We start from the raw sequence: 16,357 nt of genomic DNA, 5'->3' as shown, positions 1-16,357 counted from the left end.
ATCGTGCTCATCGCCCGAGACCGAGGCTGCAGCTTCCCCTCCTGCACCCGCCCCGCCACCTGGTGCCAGGCACACCACGTCACCGACTGGATCGACGGCGGACCCACCGACATCGACTCCCTCACCTTCGGCTGCGACATGCACCACGCCCTCGTCGGCACCGGCCCCGGCACATGGGCCACCACCAAAACCACCGCACGCCACCGCTACCCGGGCCGCACCCTCTGGCACCCACCCACCGACATCGACCCCCAACGTCGAGGACTGATCAACCACGCACACCACCCCGAAGAAGTGCTGCACCCACCCGACCAACCAGGAGACGAGGAACCACGACAACCTGCATAACGACCCAACCCAGCCTCAGGGCAGAGCTCTGCCCACAGCCGGATACGTGCCGGTCGTGCCGAGGTTTGTTGCTCTCGCCGCCGGATGACCTACCCCGTCTCGCGAGCTTCGTCGTCCGGCCCACTCGGTAATGTCCGTTCGATCAGCATCCGTGCGCTTCGGTCCACTCGATCGTGATCGCCGGTGACCAACCGGTCGACGAGCAGACCGCGGACACCGGACACCAGAATGGTCGCCACGGATTCCGGGTCGGTGTGTGACGGGTCGATCGCTCGGAGAGACCCGGCAAGCTCCCGGACGATGTCTGCCGTCGCCGACTGGGCGTACTCCAAGAAGGGCCCGCCTTGGATGCCTGCCTCCGCCAGGACCTGGAGAACGACCCGAGTACTGCGAGACGACGACCCTTCCGAGTTCGCTTCCCAAGCCTCCCAGAGCCTTTCTCGAAGGAGATCGACGTCGTCGATGTCGGCGAACATCGCAGAGACCACGGGCCGCTGGGTTTCGAGTGCGGCGACGAGCATCGCCTCCTTGGTCCCGAAGTAGTGAATCAGCATGCGCGAGCTCGTATCGAGGTAGTCGGCGACGGGCCGCAACGACAGTCCTGCGAGGCCCCGGTCGGCGATGTAGTCCACGACGCCGGCGAGGAGCTCTGAGCGTCGAACAAGGTCTTGGGTGCGTGCCACAGAATTAGTGTAGCGATTATTTCAGTTATTGCTTGACGGGGGTGCCCGGCTGCCGGTAGGCATAGAAGCATGAAATCCGCAGCAGCGCGTAATCCGTTCTTGGGCAACGGATCCTTTCCCAACGTCGTCGTGACGGCGTTGGCGGCGACGACGTCGATAGCCGGGGACATCGATGAAACCTGGGCAGGATTGCTCGCCGGAGCCAGCGGCATCGACCACCTCGATGAGCCGTTCGTGGATGAGTTCGATTTGCCGGTGCGTATCGGAGGATCTCTGAAAGTCTCGCCGGAGACTCTGCTCGGACGAGTGGAGATGCGAAGGCTCTCTTACGTCGAGAGGCTGGCGACAGTGCTCGGACGTCAAGTATGGAGCAACGCAGGCAGCCCGGAGGTGGACGGAGACAGACTCGGGGTATCGATCGGCACCGGGCTCGGAGGCGGTGACGCGCTCATCGATGCGGTGGACAAGTTGAAGTCAGGTGGATACCGCAAGGTGTCACCACTTGCAGTGCCGATGATCATGCCGAACGGGCCGGCAGCGTGCGTCGGTCTCGAACTCGGTGCACGAGCGGGGGTCTCGACGCCCGTGTCGGCCTGTTCCTCCGGCTCGGAAGCGGTGGCCAACGCGTGGCGAATGATCGTGATGGGAGATGCGGACATCGTCGTCACCGGAGGCGTCGAAGGGCATATCGCTCCAGTGCCCATAGCGGCATTCTCGATGATGCGGGCAATGAGTACTCGAAACAACGATCCGCGCAGCGCATCTCGACCATTCGACCAGCATCGCGACGGTTTCGTGTTCGGCGAAGCCGGCGCACTCATGGTCGTCGAAACCGAAGAACACGCCAGGGCCAGGGGTGCAGAAATTCATGCTCGCCTGCTCGGGGCCGGCGTCACCTCCGATGCCTACAGCCTGGTTCCACCCGACCCCGACGGTGCAGGTGCTGCGCGGGCGATCGAACGGGCACTCGCAACGGCCGGATTGACGAGGGGCGACATTTCACATGTCAATGCGCACGCTACGTCCACTCCGATCGGCGATCTCGCCGAAGCCAAGGCCATCCGTGCAGCGATCGGTGATCACGCATCCGTTTACGCACCGAAGTCTGCCCTCGGCCACTCCATCGGCGCGGTGGGAGCACTCGAATCGATCCTGACGGTGCTCAGCATCCGTGAGGGCGTAGTGCCGCCCACACTGAACTACGACACCCCCGACCCGGAAATCGGACTGGATGTGGTGCATGGCAATCCGAGGTACGGGGCCGTCGAATACGCGATCAACAATTCGTTCGGCTTCGGGGGTCACAACGTCGCACTGGCATTCGGTAGGGCCTAGTGCATCCACGCGATCGGTAGTGGCTGCGGCGCGTAGGGTTGGCGAATGATTGTTCTCGGCAGCCGTACTGCGGTGCTATCGCCGCCGGTACGCATCGTCTGGAAAGCGCTGATGCACCCCGATCTACACCCGTTGAACAGAGGGTTCGCATGGCCGGTCATGTTCGAGGATGTGACGCTACCCCGGATCGTCGAGAGCAGTGAGTTCGACCGCGTCGTCTGGAGCTCGCCGTGGCCGACGCTTCCGGATGTTCTGCTGCAGTTCGATTTACGCCCGGAGACCCGGCTTCGCTGGACGCTGTTGGCCCACACACCCGCGCCCGGTCAGCAGACCGTCGAGTGGCTTCGCGATCAGGTCAGTCACCTGGTGAACATCGACCTGCGAAATGCGACTGGATACTGAACTGTCATCGGTTGCCGCCGCTCGGCCCGTGGGGATAGCGCTTGCCGACGGCGAACCAGAGGATCGGTCCGACAATAGGCAGAATCAATGCAACGACCACCCATGCCAGCTTCGCCACGAATCCCAGGAAAGGGTCACGGACGATCGACACGAAAGACATGACGAACAGGGCAAGCGCGACCGCAACGCCAGCAGAAGTCATGTCCCACACGGTAGGTTAGACCTCAGGCAACGAGCGGTCAGCTTCACAACCGACTCGAGCGTGACTTGTTAAGCGTCTCGGCAATGTCGAGATGCACAGGCCATCTCATCACCGGATCATCGTTCAAGGTAGGTCTTCGACGCGAAGGGGGGTTGGCGATGGACGACAGCAATCCCACTGTGCCGCTTGCATTCGATCTCGCTTGGCTCGCTGTGATCGTGCTATGGCTGGGGTTGGTGGCTATCGCATGGGTGTCGATTCTTCGTAGCAATCAAGCTCGTCGTGGATCAGCATTCTGGTGGTGCCTGCTCGTGTTGCTCTTACCGATCTCCGGTGCGCTGATCTGGTTCGTCGCTCGCCCCCGTGACTCCGGAACCAATCAGCGGACGAGTTCGTAGCGCGCCAGCCACAGTCCCGTCAGTACTTCCTGGTCCTCGGTGTGCACGAAGCCGAGTGATTCGTACAGTCGGCGGGCCGGTGCGTTGTCCCGTCCGGTGGCCACCTGCACACGTTGTCCCGCAATCGAATCCAGCATGCCAGTAACCAATGTGCGTCCGATGCCCTGTCGGTGAGCCTGCGGTGCGACAACCAGGCGGTCGATCTCCGACTCGGACCACGCTGCAGCCCCGAGAATGGCGTCATCCGCCCTCGCGACGAGCCAGTGAACCTGTGCAGCGCACAGATCGTCCACCGACTCGTGCAGCAACGGAATTCGGTCGTCGCCGATCAGTCTCGCTTCGACTGCGTACGCACTCTTCTGGATCGCGAGAATTTGATCGGCGAGTGCCCGGTCAGCGGCCGGATGCACGCTGGCGACCTCAATAGCGGCCACCCGCAGGCTCTGGCAGGGCGTCCAATGCCCTTAGGTGATCCGGGCTCAGGGTCAGCGAGGCTGCTTCCGCGTTCTCGTCCAGTCGTGAGGTGCGTCGGGTGCCGGGGATCGGGACCACATGCTCGCCCTGCGCCAGGACCCAGGCCAGGGCCACCTGCGCGGGCGTCGCGTCGAGTTCGTTGGCAACACCAGCGATAGCGTCGACGATCACGAGGTTGGCATCGAGGTTGTCCTGGCTGAAACGCGGCAGGCGAGAGCGGAAATCGTCTGCAGCAGGCGCGGTTGCGCGGAAGTTGCCGGTCAGGAAGCCGCGACCCAACGGCGAGAACGGCACGAATGCCGCACCGTTGTCCTGCGTCCACTTCAGCGATGTGGCGAGGTGATCACGCGTCCACAGGGACAACTCCGACTGCACCGCCGAAATCGGATGCACCTGCTGGGCGCGATCGAGTTGCTCGACGGTGAACTCCGAAACACCGAGTGCAACTACCTTTCCGGCCTGCACCGCCTCGGCCATCGCGCCGATGCTGTCTTCGACGGGGACCTCGGGATCGGGACGGTGCAGGTAGTACAGATCGAGGTGGTCCACGCCCAGCCGACGCAGTGAGTCGTCGATCGCGGACCGAAGATGTTCGGGCTTGCCGTTCGGGCCCGAAATGACCGGCTCGCCCGCATCGCCGATATGCGAAACGAGTCCGCCCTTGCTCGCGAGAACTACCTCGTCCCGGCGACTGCCGATGGCTGCACCGACGACCTCCTCGTTGGTGAAGGGGCCGTACACATCGGCGGTGTCGATGAAATTCACGCCCAGGTCGAGGGCGTGGCCGATGACGCGATCGGGGCTCTCGGTCTGCTCGTCGGCCTTGTAGGCCCAGGTCATGCCCATACAACCGAGGCCGATGGCACCCACTTCAGGTCCGTCGTTCCACAGGATGCGTGTCGGTATCGTGCGTGCGCTCATGGACCCGACGATAGAGAAGGAAATGCGTTGTCGCTCGGACACGCCGCGCGACTAGCATCGCCCCATGGCACTTCCACACTCGAAGGTGTATTTCGGAGATCGTTTGGTCGATGCGCAGGACGCGACGCTCGGAGTGGCCACCTCGGCCGTTCTGTACGGGCTCAGTGTCTACACGGTGTTCCCCGTGCGCGTCGACGGCGAACGCCGCACAGCATTCCGGTTGCTCGATCACTACCAGCGCCTCGTCGAATCCTGCAAGATCATCGGTATCGACACGTTCGCATCACAGTGGACGTTCGAGCGGTTCGTGCAGGCGACCCACGATGTGGTTGCCGCCAATGCCCCGAAAACCGAGGTGTACGTTCGAGCCACCGTCCATGTCGACGAGTCGATCCCGGGAACGCGGGTACGTGGCCTGCACACCACGGTGTCGATCTTCCTGTACGACGCGAATCCTATTGTGCCGCAGGACGGGATGCGGCTGAAGACGAGTGTGTGGCGGCGAATTCCCGACAATGCGATTCCATCTCGCGCCAAGGTGAACGGTGCGTACGTCAATTCCGTTCTGGCCAAACAAGATGCGATAGACAGCGGATTCGACGACTGCATCTTTCTCGACATCAACGGCCACGTCTGTGAGCTCAGTGCGGCAAACATCTTCCTGGTGAGAAACGGAGTGCTCGTCACCCCGGATGTCACCAGTGACATCCTCGACGGCATCAACCGTCGGACCATTCTGACGCTGGCGCGCGAGGAGGGGCTCACGGTCGCCGAACGTACCGTCGACCTCACCGAGCTGTACATCGCCGACGAGGTGTTCGTGTGCGGAACCTCGGCCGGAGTGGCTCCGGTGTACGAAATCGACGGCCGTGCAATAGGAACCAAGGAAACCGGACCGGTGACGCTGACCTTACGCAAGCGCCACCGAGCGGCGCTCACCAGTGACGAGGTACACGGATGGGTGAGCGAGCTGTGAGAGCTACTCGGGGCAGGTCGATTCGAGTCCGGTGATGAGCGCTGCGCTGGCGTACTCGTACAGGGGATCGGTGGCCGGGTCGGCTGCGGTCGAGGTCCACGTCAGCGCGACTTGACGCTGCCCGTCAGGGCTCGCGAACGCGAGTGTGCTGTAACCGAAGCCGTTGCCACGCTGCCCGAAGACGAGCTCGCCGGAGCCGGGATTGCAGGCATCCCCGCCCAACAGCAGCCCCAGCCCGTAGCCCGAGGGCGAGACGACCTGCATCTCCTGAACGAGGTTCGCCGGGATCAGGGTGCCGTCGAGCAGTCCGCGGAAGAACGTGTTCAGGTCGCCGACGGTGGACACCACTGCTGCGCCCGAGGACCAGATGCTCGCATCGTAGTCGGTGACATCGGTGTACGACCCGTTCTCCAGAACGTAGCCGTGCAGGGCATCGTCGGCGATCGCGGCGTCGGTGGGATAAGTGGTGGCGGTCATTGCCAACGGATCGAAGATCCTGTCCTGCAACGACTGTCCGATGGTGGTGCCGTCCAGATCGGCAACGATGCGACCGAGTACGACGTAATTGGTGTTGGAGTAGACGAATTCGGATCCCGGCTCGGTGGTCCACGGCAGCGACAGAGCGTCGGCGATCAGCTCGTCATCGGTGACGATGTCACTCGATCTGGCCGATATGGCAGCGGCACTGTCGAATCCGTTGAGGTAGTCGGGCAGTCCGCTGGTGTGGTCGAGTAACTGACGGACCGTGACCGGTTTCGGCAGCAGACCGGGGAGCAACTCCTCGACCGGCTGATCGAGTTGCAGCTTGCCTTCGTCGACGAGTTGCAACACGGCCGCTGCGACCATCGGTTTGGTGACGCTCGCGATCCGGACCGGAGCATCGGCGGACGCGGGTTCGGTGCCGCCGCGCTCGACCAGACCGGCCGCCCCCGACCACGACGCCTCGCCGTCGCGAACCTGCGCAACAGCGGCCACGGATCCGGCGTCGACCAGCGCGTCCAGGGCGGCCTGCACGTCGTCGGTTCTGATGTTCCCACTCGACGTCGTCGTGGTGGCCGCCTGACCGGCTGAGGGCTCGTCTGACGACGTGCATCCACTGACCAGCAGGGATGTCGAGACGGTGAGGGCGGCGAGGATTCGTAGCGTGCTCATGTCTTCGACGCTATTACCGTCCGGTCGAGGATTTCAGTGTCAAATGTCAGTGAATATCGGTGAGAGAACGCACCGGATTGTTCAGAAGTGGGCCGAAGGCGCGGGACACCGCCGATGGAGAACGATCCTGAACAGTCAGGTGCGCCGCCGGAGGGCGCTTACGCCGTCGATGCACGCGTGTCGGGCCGTCCCACGCTCGCATCGATCAGAACCGTTGCCGCTGCCTTTGCCGCAGCGGCAGTCTCGGCTAGTTCGGTGATGGCCGCTGTGGTTTGTGCCCCTTCGGCGAGCAAGGCGATCTGCAGTCCGACGGTCGGAGCGCATCCGGCGTCGACTGCCAGTGCGGTGACGTATTCGATGAAGTTCTTCTTGTGCTGATGTGCGGCGTCGGCGACCTCGGGCATGGTGGCCCCGAGCTCGCCGAACGAGTTGATGAAGGCGCACCCGCGGAAATTGTCCTCGCGAAACCAGTGATCGAGAAAGTCGAAGATCGACAGCAGCTTGTCTCGTGGTGACTCGTGAGCGGCGGCTTCGGTTTCGATTCGGTCGTTCCATCGGGTCGTGCGACCGCGAAGAACCTCGGCCACGATGGCAGTCTTCGACGGGAACAGCGAATACATGCGTTTGAGGGAGATGCCCGCCGCTGTCCGCAGTTCGTCCATTCCGACGGCCTGTATTCCGCGGGCGTAGAACAGCGTATCCGCTGCTCTGATCACGTCGTCTCGCCCGTGTTCCGTATTCGTCATCGCCTTCCCCTCACCGAGAGAACCAACGTTCTCGGCACTGGTCCGCCTAGTAGAGCGAATGTTCGCGCAGGTCGAACCGCCTGACACCGGAAAGCGCTAGACCGCGACGACTCCGTCGTGGTCGCTGTAGACGATCTCGCCCGGATTGAACGTGACGCCGCCGAAGCTGACCGGGACGTTCTTCTCGCCCGACCCGGTTTGTGTGCTCTTGCGCGGGTTGGTTCCCAACGCCTTGACGCCGATCTCGAGGGTGCGCAAGATCGCGGAATCGCGAACCGCACCGTTGACTATGACACCGGCCCAGCCGTTGGTGACGCCGCGGCCGGCGATGATGTCGCCGACGAGTGCGGTGTGCACGCTCGCGTCACCGTCGACGACGAGGACGCCACCGTTGCCCGGCTCGCTCAGCGTTTGCTTGACCAGCAGGTTGTCCTGAAAGCAGCGGATCGTGGTGATAGGTCCCGCGAACTCGGTGTGCTTGCCGAACTGAATGAACTGCGTGTCGCAGCTGCGGAGGTCGGGGCCGATGTCATCGGCCAGATCAGCTGTTGCCTTGAATTCCACGGGTGCAGTCATATTCCTCAGACTATCGTTCGACTCTCATCCACGGCCGTGGCGGCGCTCGTAGTCGTCACGAGTGCGGTCGACGCGACTCTGCGCTTTGGCGTTGATCAACTGTGGATCAAGACCGTGAATCAGCAGGCGGTGCCGCCGATAGACGTTCATCAGGGCGATCGAGAAGTACACCAGCGGGATGAACAGCAGCGACATCATCGCCAACGACATCCACAGTGGCCCGGGGACGAGCAGGAACAGCAGCAACAACGGCACGGCGGGCACGATGAACCGTGCGATGTAGCGAACCTGCGCACCGTTGCCCACGAGATCGTCGCGCACCCAGCCCTGCATCGACTCGGGCAGCGTGCGTCCGAACGAATAGCCCAGGTATTGCCGCAGAGTTGGCGTGGTGCGCTCGGTCGTCATCGCGCAATGCTAGTCCGATCGGTATCGGTGGATCTCAGGATTGACTGCGGTTTATCTCACATGTGACGATAGCGTCAGATTGAGCGCAATCGAGAACTGACGGGCCACGACGAAAGACGGTGCCCGTACGTTGCTGAAATCTCTCACCGGGGGGCGAGCAAGATTGACGAACACGCGGGCACGGCAACCGATATCCGAGCACTGGGATTGGCAGATCCGAGCCGCCTGCAGCTCGATGCCGGTCTCGATGTTCTATCCACCTCTGGGAATGAGGGGGTACTCGTTGCGGCATCTCGAGCGGCAGGCGAAGCTCGTGTGCGGTCGATGCCCCGTGATCTCGCAGTGTCTACGGCATGCGCTCGACACGGACGAGAGATACGGCGTCTGGGGCGGATCGACCGCACAAGAGCGATCTCTGTTGACTCGCGTCACTCCTGGCGAGCAGCGTTCGCAACGATGACATCGCGAACGTACTGGGCCAAGCCCGGCGCAATATCGTTGTAGTGCTTGGCGAATCGCTCATCCGCGATGTACATCTCAGCCAGATTGACCTGCATCTCGTGGTTGCAATCGTAGTGCCGAGCTATACCCGAGCGATGTCTCTCGGCCAGGACTCCGGCCTCGGTGGAATCCGCAGCCACACCATTTCGTAGCGCGGCAGCGAAATCGGCCTCCAGGCGGTCTGTTTCTTCCTTGATGGCCGCCCAGTCGTCCTTGGTGAACGAGGACGTACGCTCCTGCGACTGTTTCCACGCGTCGGTGTTGCCCCAACGCTGTTCGGCCTCCTCGGCGTACTCCTCGCCGAGCCAGTTGTCGCCGAAAATCTCGCGCTGCTCCTCGGGAGTCAGTTGCATACCCATCTTCTTCGCCTCCATCATCTTGTCCACGGCCGTAGCCATTGCGCGCAAGTGATCGATCCGTTCGTCCAACAGTTCCCGCTGCCGGCGCAGATGCGCCATGGCGTCGACCGCCGGATCGTCGAGCAAAGCCGCGATGGTCTCGAGGGGAAATCCGAGTTCGCGGTAGGTCAGCACCTGATGCAGCCGTTCGACATCGGCCGAGGAGTACGTCCGATAGCCCTTCGGGGTCCTTCCCGATGGCACCACCAAGGCGATCTCGTCGTAATGATGCAGCGTTCTCACGCTGACACCGACCAACCGTGCGACTGCACCGACCTGCATGCTGTCCGAATCATGTTCGAAGGCCGAATCACTCACGAAGGACACTGTGCTGCCTCCCGTGGCGTGAGGGTCAAGACGAAATTCGGACCTCTAGCGAATCACACGATCACAGCCGGAGGTAGGAACTCCGGCGAGGCGCTGGGCGAGCCAGTCGTATGCGCCGGGGCGACCGTTGGACTGAGCGAGTGTGTGCTCCCCTGGAACCAATTCCAGGTGCACCGACGCGCCGGCCGCACACCACTCGTCCTGCACCGCTTCTGCGCCTTCCTTGGGGATGAGGAAGTCCTCTTTGCCCTGATAGATGTAGATCGGTGCATCCGGTTTCTTCTGGCCCATGCGGTTTTCCTCGACGATGGCCTTGGTGATCGGATGATCGAAGACATCAGGGACGCTGGAGAGGTTTCGCTGGTCCAACAGCAGTAGTCCCGTGTAGGACAACACATCTACGCACTGATCCTTCTGCGCCAGGGCCAGTCGCTTGCCGTTGTCATTGGCAAGCTGCCGCATCTCCGGGTACTCACGGGACAGTCCGATCGTCGCCGCAGTGAACAGGCCCGATCCGATCTGGCCGTTCAGCGAGGTCTGCAAGATCTTGTAATCGGTGGGCGGGCCACCGAAGGCGACGCCGGCGATGTTCAACTCCGGTGCGTATTCGGGAGCCAACTGCGCAGCCCAGCCGGATGCGATCGCACCGCCGGAGTAGCCGGTGATGCCGATCGGTGCCGTCGCGCTCACTCCGGCAGTCTGCGACGCGCGGAGGCCGTCGAGCACGGTATGTCCGGAGACGATACCGGCCGAGTACGCCTGACGAGGACCCTGATAGTCGGTGACGACCACCGTGTAGCCGCGACCGAGCAAGATGCGAACCTGGTCGATCTCCTTGTTGTTTCCGCGGGGGAGTGTGTACGACGGCGCGCACGTGTTTCCGAGCGAGTCCGTCGCCTCGTTGTACGCAATGACGGGCCGGTCGCCGCCACCGCTCCACGGCGCGTTCGGAGTCAGGACCGTCGTCGCAGCAGCGATCGGACGGTTCTTCGAGTCCGTCGAGCGAAAGAGCAACTGCACCGACGTGGCCTCGGGAGTGATGGCGACGTCGCGGCGGTTCAGTACCGTGCCGGGCTGGAGAGCCTCGTACCCGGCCGGCGGATCGAACCACGGATCACCGAGCGGGGTGGGGAGATAGGCCGCCGGATCGCTCGGCGGCGAGATGAAGTCCTGAAGGGGATCGGCCTGGGCCGATCCTGCGAACGACAGCATCAACGCTGCTGCTCCGGCCAGAACGAGTGCCTTGCGCATGGATTCCCCACCCTGTTGCTCCGAACGCCCCGACGTCGAAGTAGACCGCCGTCCATCGTGCCACAGGGTTGGACGAAATCGGCCCTGTGAACTGAGCCCAAGAGCGGGTAGGTTATCTGTTACTCCGAACACTACTCACCAGTAGGGACCTCGAAATGCCTGCACCGTCCGCCTCGACCTTTGCCCGGCTCGCCGATCTCATCGCCATCTCCGACGTCGAAACGCGACCGACGAGAACGATCACAGAGGTGTTCACCGGCAAGGAGCTGGCGACGATCCCGGTCGGCACCGCTACCGATGCGACAGCGGCAATCGCGCGCGCGCGTGTAGCTCGAACGGCCTGGGCCAAGCGGCCGGTGTCCGAGCGTGCCGAAATCTTCCACCGCTACCGCGACCTGGTGCTCGCCCACCGCGACGAGCTGATGGACATGGCACAGGCCGAGACCGGCAAGTCTCGCGCCGCTGCCCTCGAGGAAGTTCTCGACATCGCGATGACCTCGCGGCACTATGCGCGCACCGCCGCGAAGTTGCTGGCCCCCAAGAAGGTCACCGGCATGCTGCCGGTGCTGACCAAGACGCGGGTTCGATACCAGCCGAAGGGCATCGTCGGGATCATCTCTCCGTGGAACTACCCGATGACCCTCGCGGTGTCGGACGCCATTCCTGCCCTGCTGGCAGGCAACGGGGTGGTGCTCAAGCCCGACAGCCAGACCCCGTACTGCGCGCTCGCGTGCGTCGAGCTGCTCTACAAAGCAGGACTGCCCCGCGACTTGTTCGCCGTGGTGCCAGGTCCGGGTTCGGTGGTGGGTACCGCGTTGGTCCAGAACACCGACTACGTCATGTTCACCGGCTCCACCGCGACGGGGCAGCTGCTGGCCGAGCAGGCAGGCCGTCGCCTCATCGGATTCTCCGCCGAACTCGGTGGCAAGAACGCCATGATCGTCGCCAAGGGTGCGAACCTGCGCGAGGTCTGCGACGCGGCCGTACGTGCCTGCTTCTCCAATTCGGGGCAGCTCTGCATCTCGATCGAACGAATCTACGTCGAGAAATCGATCGCCGCCGAGTTCACCGAGAAGTTCGGTCAGCGGGTGCGCAACATGACCCTCGGGGCCGACTACGAGTTCGGCATCGAGATGGGCAGCCTCGTCTCCGAGGACCAGATCAAGATGGTCTCCTCTCACGTCGACGACGCCAAGGTCAAGGGGGCGACAGTGGTCGCCGGGGGCAACGCACGCCCTGACATCGGCCCGCTGTTCTACGAGCCGACGCTGCTGACGAACGTCACCGAGGACATGGAGTGCGCAGCGACCGAAACCTTCGGACCGCTGGTGTCGATCTACCCCGTCGCCGACGTCGACGAGGCCATTGACAGGGCCAACGACACCGAGTACGGACTCAACGCCAGCGTGTGGGCCAAGACCAAGGCGCAGGGCGAAGCCATTGCCGCACGCCTGCATTCGGGCACCGTCAACGTCGACGAGGGTTACGCGCCGACCTGGGGAACCACCGGCGCGCCGATGGGCGGGATGGGTGTGTCCGGGGTCGGTCGACGCCACGGAACCGAGGGACTGCTCAAGTACACCGAACCGCAGACCATTGCGACGACGCGCCTGCTCAATCTCGGTGGGCCGCGAGGACTTCCGCCGAAACTGTGGGCAAAGATCATGCCTCCCTTCGTGAAGGCACTGAAGTACGTTCCCGGGCGGTAGCAGGCAGCGTCGACGACGGGGGCGCTCTACCCCGCCTCAGGGACCGAGATATCCCGAAGGACCGAGATACTCAGTGCTCTGGTGTAGATCGAATCGGTTCCGACACGATCGAGCATCGGCCGCGACTGCGCATCGATTCCCTCGTCGTCGAATGCTGTTGTAGGGATGTCCCACACGATGTTTCCGGTTGCGACGTCGACGCCCTCCAGCACCTCCGGTCCGAAGAGCGTCGCCACGGAACCGTCCAGCGCGCCGACCTGCGCGGACCTTCCGGAATCTCGACTCCACAGCAGTTCTCCGGTGTCGAGATCGATCGCCGATTCGGTGGCCGCGTCGTCGTCGCGGAGCAGGGCGACCGAACCGACGACGGCATAGGCGAGTCCGTTCGTGGCCAGGAACCTCGTCGCCGAGTCGCTGATGTCCGGCGGAAGGGCCCAGACGAGGGCGTCGTTGGTCCACACCGGATCGGGTTCGGCGGGCCGGTATCCGCCGGTGCCGAGCAGTAGCGGACTCGACTCCGCAGGAGAATCGAATGTCGGCCGCTGAATCGTAGCCGAATCCGTTGCGGCCAGGACGTTTCCATCGGTGTCCACGATCTCCGAACCCGTGACTGCACTGGGGTCGGAGCAATCGGTGCGAACGAGCCGCACAGCGCCGCTACGCGAGGCAGCGGCGGACCGAGCGCAGTCGGGAGCTGTTCTGGACCACAGACTGTCGCCGGTATCGAGGTCGAATGCGTACACGTGCCGAGCCTGTTCGACCAGCCCGATTCCATTGTCGGTGCGCAAGGTCGAGGCCGACTGCGAGTTCGCCGACTCGAACGGCACCGACCAGTCTGCATCGAGGTCGTCCGCAGTCCCGCGAGATACCGTCGTCCGGCCACTGTCACCGGCCGTGTGAGAGGTGTAGACGTGGTTGTCGGCCGTGGTCAGTTCGATGATGGGAAAGCCAGCGTCGTAGGTGCGCGATTGTCCGGATCGGCCGTCGACAGTGAGTATCGCGGAGCCGGAGCCGCCGACACCGCGGTAGCAGACCAGACGTCCGTCAACGAATTGCGCACCGCATCCGAGGATGTCTTCCGCCGGGACGCGCCAGCGCACCGCACCGTCGGCGATGTCGAAACCCACCAGCGCGGCGTCGTCGTAGTCACGTCCGTCGAGGTGACCGACGAGGGTGACGACCGTCGAGCCGTCGGTGATGGAACCAGATTCCATCGAATCGGTGTCGGCGCCTGCAGTGGGATCGCGAAACTGCCCGCCCGGGACTCCTGCGTCCGCGGGAGTGAGTGTCCACGCCATACCGGGAGCTGCTCCGGTCGCGCCGTCGATGGGGGTGCCTGCCGGAGGCGGGGGCTTGTCGCCTGTGCAGGCTACACAGGCAAGCGCTGTTGCCAGGACGGCCGCGGCGGCGGACACCCGGTGACGACGTGCCATGGAAACCTCCCCGCCTGTGTAGTTCCGACCGAAATGGCGGTCGACCGACACACGAGCATAGAGAACGAGAATTCCCCGCACCCTGAGCAGGGTGCGGGGAATCGAGGGCCGCGGCGAACTAGTTGACGCTGTGGCCGTTCAGCCCGGCATGTGCGTAGTGATTGCGACTGTCGGGAATGTGGTTGTCTCCCAACACCCGAGCAATCTGCTCCTCGCTGAGCCCGAGGCGACGCAACCGCTCGCACACCGCGTCGAAGTCGATCATCTTCGCGTCGAGTTCTTGCTGCAATGCCACAACTTCGGCGCGAAGGGCCTCGGCCTCGTCGAGCGCGGCCAAGGTGTCCTTGGGCTCGGGCAACAGCAGAGCCAACAGTCGGTCACGTGCATCGGTGCTCAGGCCCTCGAAGGGTCGTTGCCCCGGCTGCGCCTCGTGCCGACCCTCCAGGCGCCGATCGGCACCGTAGGGAGTGGCCGTGAGGTAGTCCTGCGTCGCACCGAAGGACGGGATCTCGGCGAGCTGCTCCCGCGGCTCGTCGACCGGCCCTGCGGCAGGGGTCGACGCGATGTCGATCGTCTGGCGCAGTGGACGATTCGGGATGAAGATCACGGCGATCAGCGTGACGATCGCCACGAAGCCAGCGATCATGAAGATGCGTCCGGTCGCGTCACCGTAGGCGGTACGGATGACGTTGACGACAGGTGCGGGCAGCGAGGCGAGGTCGAGGGATCCGCCACCGCCGCCCGAGCTGTCGACGCCGAGCTGAGCCAAGCCGCTCGCGGACTTCTCCGCGACCCGGGTTGCCAGTAGCGAGCCGAGGACCGAGACGCCGATCGCGCCGCCGAAGGTACGGAAGAAGGCAACCGTCGACGATGCAGCGCCCACGTTCTGCACACTGACCGTGTTCTGCACTGCCAGAACGAGATTCTGCATCAGCATGCCGGTACCGAGGCCGACGATGGTGATGAAGATGCCGACCGTGACGAGGCTGGTGGCGTGATCGATGGTGCCGAGGAGTAGGAAGCCGACAACCAGCAGAACGGAACCGGTGATGATGAACGGCTTCCACTTACCGAACTTGGTGATGAGCTGACCGGAGCCCACAGAGGCGACGAGCATGCCGAACACCAGTGGGATGGACAGCAATCCGGCCTCGGTGGGGGTGTAGCCGCGAGCGGTCTGGAAGTACTGACCGAGGAAGGTGGTGGCCCCGAAGAGGCCGACACCGACAGCGATCGACGCGATGATGGCCAGGCCGGTGGTGCGCTCGGTGACGATCTTGAGCGGGATGATCGGCGACTTGTGCCGAGCCTCGACGATGATGGTCAGCACGAGCAGCGCAACTCCGCCGCCGACCAGGTATGCCGTCTCACGTGAGAGCCATGCGTAGTAGTCGGCCTTGCCTGCGAACGAGACCCACACGAGGAGAACGGATACGCCTGCGGTGAGCAGCAGCGCACCGAGCCAGTCGATCGACACGTTGTCCTTGCGGACGGTCTTGATGTGCAGGGTCTTCTGCAGCAGGATCAGGGCGATGACGGCAAGCGGCACGCAGACGAAGAAGCACCAGCGCCAGCCGAGGGGGCTGTCGACGATGACGCCGCCGAGGATCGGGCCACCGGACATCGACACGGCCATGACTGCGCCGGTGTAGCCGGAGTACCGACCGCGATCACGCGGGGAGACGATGGTTCCGATGATGGCGATGACGAGCGCCGTCAGACCGCCCATGCCGATGCCCTGCACCACGCGAGCGGCCAGGAGGATCGGGACGTTGTGTGCGAACCCGGCGATCATCGAGCCTGCTACGAAGATCAGGATCGCGGTCTGAACCAGGACCTTCTTGTTGAACAGGTCGGCGAGCTTGCCCCAGATGGGCGTCGATGCAGCGTTGGCCAGCAGGGCGGTGGTGATGACCCAGGCGTATGCGGTCTGCGAGCCCTTCAGGTCACCGATGATGGTGGGCAGTGCCGTCGAGACGATGGTGGTGCTCAGCAGTGCGGTGAACAGTGCCGCCAGGAGGCCGGTGAGGGCTTCGAGGATCTGGCGATGTGACATCGCATCGGGATCGCCGACTGCCGTGTTGGGCGGATTTTCCGCGGTAGACGTTGTGGTCATC

The 16,357-nt window shown here is 63.7% G+C and carries 19 protein-coding genes; 7 read left to right on the top strand and 12 right to left on the bottom strand.

All coding sequences use genetic code 11. The features are described from left to right. The coding region (locus tag ACOQFP_RS05685) for an HNH endonuclease signature motif containing protein (protein ID WP_421583744.1) at window positions 1-348 on the top strand (348 nt) is incomplete at its 5' end. 89 nt (window positions 349-437) lie between these two features. Here ACOQFP_RS05685 and ACOQFP_RS05680 read toward each other — a convergent pair. Beyond that, complete coding sequence (locus tag ACOQFP_RS05680; protein ID WP_421583743.1) at window positions 438-1,031, bottom strand: TetR/AcrR family transcriptional regulator; 594 nt, start codon at window positions 1,029-1,031, stop codon at window positions 438-440. 69 nt (window positions 1,032-1,100) lie between these two features. Here ACOQFP_RS05680 and ACOQFP_RS05675 point away from each other — a divergent pair, with 69 nt between their 5' ends. Beyond that, entirely contained in the window at window positions 1,101-2,366 is a 1,266-nt protein-coding gene (locus ACOQFP_RS05675) for a KasA/KasB family beta-ketoacyl-ACP synthase (protein WP_421583742.1), read from the top strand. Window positions 2,367-2,411: 45 nt separating this feature from the next. Further along, entirely contained in the window at window positions 2,412-2,768 is a 357-nt protein-coding gene (locus ACOQFP_RS05670) for a hypothetical protein (RefSeq protein ID WP_421583741.1), read from the top strand. Between the two features lie 4 nt (window positions 2,769-2,772). Here ACOQFP_RS05670 and ACOQFP_RS05665 read toward each other — a convergent pair whose 3' ends face one another. Then, a complete protein-coding gene (locus tag ACOQFP_RS05665; RefSeq protein ID WP_206492963.1) occupies window positions 2,773-2,970 on the bottom strand; it encodes a PLD nuclease N-terminal domain-containing protein in 198 nt (65 codons plus the stop codon). A gap of 83 nt (window positions 2,971-3,053) precedes the next feature. On the opposite strand from ACOQFP_RS05665, the gene ACOQFP_RS05660 reads away from it, so the two are divergent. Next, window positions 3,054-3,368, top strand: coding sequence for a PLDc N-terminal domain-containing protein (locus tag ACOQFP_RS05660; protein ID WP_421583740.1), 315 nt, complete (start codon window positions 3,054-3,056; stop codon window positions 3,366-3,368). On the opposite strand, the gene ACOQFP_RS05655 is transcribed toward ACOQFP_RS05660, so the two are convergent. After that, complete coding sequence (locus ACOQFP_RS05655) at window positions 3,350-3,802, bottom strand: GNAT family N-acetyltransferase (RefSeq protein ID WP_421583739.1); 453 nt, start codon at window positions 3,800-3,802, stop codon at window positions 3,350-3,352. The two genes, ACOQFP_RS05660 and ACOQFP_RS05655, sit on opposite strands and share 19 nt — an antisense overlap. Beyond that, complete coding sequence (locus tag ACOQFP_RS05650) at window positions 3,789-4,763, bottom strand: aldo/keto reductase (RefSeq protein WP_341244998.1); 975 nt, start codon at window positions 4,761-4,763, stop codon at window positions 3,789-3,791. Before ACOQFP_RS05650 ends, ACOQFP_RS05655 begins: the two co-directional genes overlap by 14 nt. Window positions 4,764-4,827: 64 nt before the next feature. Between ACOQFP_RS05650 and ACOQFP_RS05645 the strand changes: the two genes are divergently transcribed. Further along, the gene (locus ACOQFP_RS05645) at window positions 4,828-5,739 is read left to right on the top strand and encodes an aminotransferase class IV (protein ID WP_341244999.1); all 912 of its coding nucleotides are present in this window, start codon (window positions 4,828-4,830) and stop codon (window positions 5,737-5,739) included. 3 nt (window positions 5,740-5,742) lie between these two features. Here the strand turns inward: ACOQFP_RS05645 and ACOQFP_RS05640 are convergent, their stop codons facing one another. The 4 genes from ACOQFP_RS05640 to ACOQFP_RS05625 all read right to left on the bottom strand — a co-directional run bounded on the left by ACOQFP_RS05640 (window position 5,743) and on the right by ACOQFP_RS05625 (window position 8,621). Next, on the bottom strand, window positions 5,743-6,891 hold the full coding sequence (locus tag ACOQFP_RS05640; protein WP_421583738.1) for a serine hydrolase domain-containing protein: 1,149 nt from the start codon (window positions 6,889-6,891) through the stop codon (window positions 5,743-5,745). A 158-nt stretch (window positions 6,892-7,049) separates the two neighbouring features. Beyond that, window positions 7,050-7,637 carry a TetR/AcrR family transcriptional regulator gene (locus ACOQFP_RS05635; RefSeq protein WP_421583737.1) on the bottom strand — a complete coding sequence of 196 codons (588 nt, stop codon included), beginning with the start codon at window positions 7,635-7,637 and terminating at the stop codon, window positions 7,050-7,052. A 96-nt stretch (window positions 7,638-7,733) separates the two neighbouring features. Further along, window positions 7,734-8,213 carry a ribonuclease E activity regulator RraA gene (gene rraA, locus ACOQFP_RS05630; RefSeq protein WP_206491260.1) on the bottom strand — a complete coding sequence of 160 codons (480 nt, stop codon included), beginning with the start codon at window positions 8,211-8,213 and terminating at the stop codon, window positions 7,734-7,736. A gap of 24 nt (window positions 8,214-8,237) precedes the next feature. Then, window positions 8,238-8,621, bottom strand: coding sequence for a DUF5313 family protein (locus tag ACOQFP_RS05625; RefSeq protein ID WP_206491259.1), 384 nt, complete (start codon window positions 8,619-8,621; stop codon window positions 8,238-8,240). Between the two features lie 130 nt (window positions 8,622-8,751). Here ACOQFP_RS05625 and ACOQFP_RS05620 point away from each other — a divergent pair, with 130 nt between their 5' ends. Then, window positions 8,752-9,081 (top strand): WhiB family transcriptional regulator, encoded by a 330-nt coding sequence (locus tag ACOQFP_RS05620; protein WP_421583736.1) that lies wholly within the window; start codon window positions 8,752-8,754, stop codon window positions 9,079-9,081. Here ACOQFP_RS05620 and ACOQFP_RS05615 read toward each other — a convergent pair. Both ACOQFP_RS05615 and ACOQFP_RS05610 read right to left on the bottom strand, forming a co-directional pair. Further along, window positions 9,050-9,802 (bottom strand): MerR family transcriptional regulator, encoded by a 753-nt coding sequence (locus ACOQFP_RS05615; RefSeq protein ID WP_421583748.1) that lies wholly within the window; start codon window positions 9,800-9,802, stop codon window positions 9,050-9,052. The two genes, ACOQFP_RS05620 and ACOQFP_RS05615, sit on opposite strands and share 32 nt — an antisense overlap. 90 nt (window positions 9,803-9,892) lie before the next feature. Next, entirely contained in the window at window positions 9,893-11,098 is a 1,206-nt protein-coding gene (locus ACOQFP_RS05610; RefSeq protein ID WP_421583735.1) for a lipase family protein, read from the bottom strand. A gap of 116 nt (window positions 11,099-11,214) precedes the next feature. On the opposite strand from ACOQFP_RS05610, the gene ACOQFP_RS05605 reads away from it, so the two are divergent. Next, entirely contained in the window at window positions 11,215-12,807 is a 1,593-nt protein-coding gene (locus ACOQFP_RS05605; RefSeq protein WP_421583747.1) for a succinic semialdehyde dehydrogenase, read from the top strand. Window positions 12,808-12,833: 26 nt separating this feature from the next. On the opposite strand, the gene ACOQFP_RS05600 is transcribed toward ACOQFP_RS05605, so the two are convergent. Both ACOQFP_RS05600 and ACOQFP_RS05595 read right to left on the bottom strand, forming a co-directional pair. Further along, a complete protein-coding gene (locus ACOQFP_RS05600) occupies window positions 12,834-14,240 on the bottom strand; it encodes a PQQ-binding-like beta-propeller repeat protein (protein ID WP_421583734.1) in 1,407 nt (468 codons plus the stop codon). Window positions 14,241-14,358: 118 nt separating this feature from the next. Beyond that, window positions 14,359-16,356 (bottom strand): MDR family MFS transporter, encoded by a 1,998-nt coding sequence (locus tag ACOQFP_RS05595; protein ID WP_421583733.1) that lies wholly within the window; start codon window positions 16,354-16,356, stop codon window positions 14,359-14,361. Window position 16,357: the final 1 nt, after the last annotated feature.

Origin of the sequence: Rhodococcus sp. MALMAid1271 (genome assembly GCF_049195265.1) — a bacterium.
Lineage (GTDB): Bacteria > Actinomycetota > Actinomycetes > Mycobacteriales > Mycobacteriaceae > Rhodococcoides.
This window is presented reverse-complemented; position numbering and strand designations above follow the sequence as displayed.

Coding starts and splice junctions, on each gene's coding strand:
- ACOQFP_RS05675 (WP_421583742.1), top strand. CDS start 1,101: ATGAAATCCGCAGCAGCGCGTAATCCGTTCTTGGGCAACGGATCCTTT.
- ACOQFP_RS05670 (WP_421583741.1), top strand. CDS start 2,412: ATGATTGTTCTCGGCAGCCGTACTGCGGTGCTATCGCCGCCGGTACGC.
- ACOQFP_RS05665 (WP_206492963.1), bottom strand. CDS start 2,970: ATGACTTCTGCTGGCGTTGCGGTCGCGCTTGCCCTGTTCGTCATGTCT.
- ACOQFP_RS05660 (WP_421583740.1), top strand. CDS start 3,054: ATGTCGAGATGCACAGGCCATCTCATCACCGGATCATCGTTCAAGGTA.
- ACOQFP_RS05650 (WP_341244998.1), bottom strand. CDS start 4,763: ATGAGCGCACGCACGATACCGACACGCATCCTGTGGAACGACGGACCT.
- ACOQFP_RS05645 (WP_341244999.1), top strand. CDS start 4,828: ATGGCACTTCCACACTCGAAGGTGTATTTCGGAGATCGTTTGGTCGAT.
- ACOQFP_RS05640 (WP_421583738.1), bottom strand. CDS start 6,891: ATGAGCACGCTACGAATCCTCGCCGCCCTCACCGTCTCGACATCCCTG.
- ACOQFP_RS05635 (WP_421583737.1), bottom strand. CDS start 7,637: ATGACGAATACGGAACACGGGCGAGACGACGTGATCAGAGCAGCGGAT.
- rraA (WP_206491260.1), bottom strand. CDS start 8,213: ATGACTGCACCCGTGGAATTCAAGGCAACAGCTGATCTGGCCGATGAC.
- ACOQFP_RS05625 (WP_206491259.1), bottom strand. CDS start 8,621: ATGACGACCGAGCGCACCACGCCAACTCTGCGGCAATACCTGGGCTAT.
- ACOQFP_RS05615 (WP_421583748.1), bottom strand. CDS start 9,802: ATGCAGGTCGGTGCAGTCGCACGGTTGGTCGGTGTCAGCGTGAGAACG.
- ACOQFP_RS05610 (WP_421583735.1), bottom strand. CDS start 11,098: ATGCGCAAGGCACTCGTTCTGGCCGGAGCAGCAGCGTTGATGCTGTCG.
- ACOQFP_RS05600 (WP_421583734.1), bottom strand. CDS start 14,240: ATGGCACGTCGTCACCGGGTGTCCGCCGCCGCGGCCGTCCTGGCAACA.
- ACOQFP_RS05595 (WP_421583733.1), bottom strand. CDS start 16,356: ATGACCACAACGTCTACCGCGGAAAATCCGCCCAACACGGCAGTCGGC.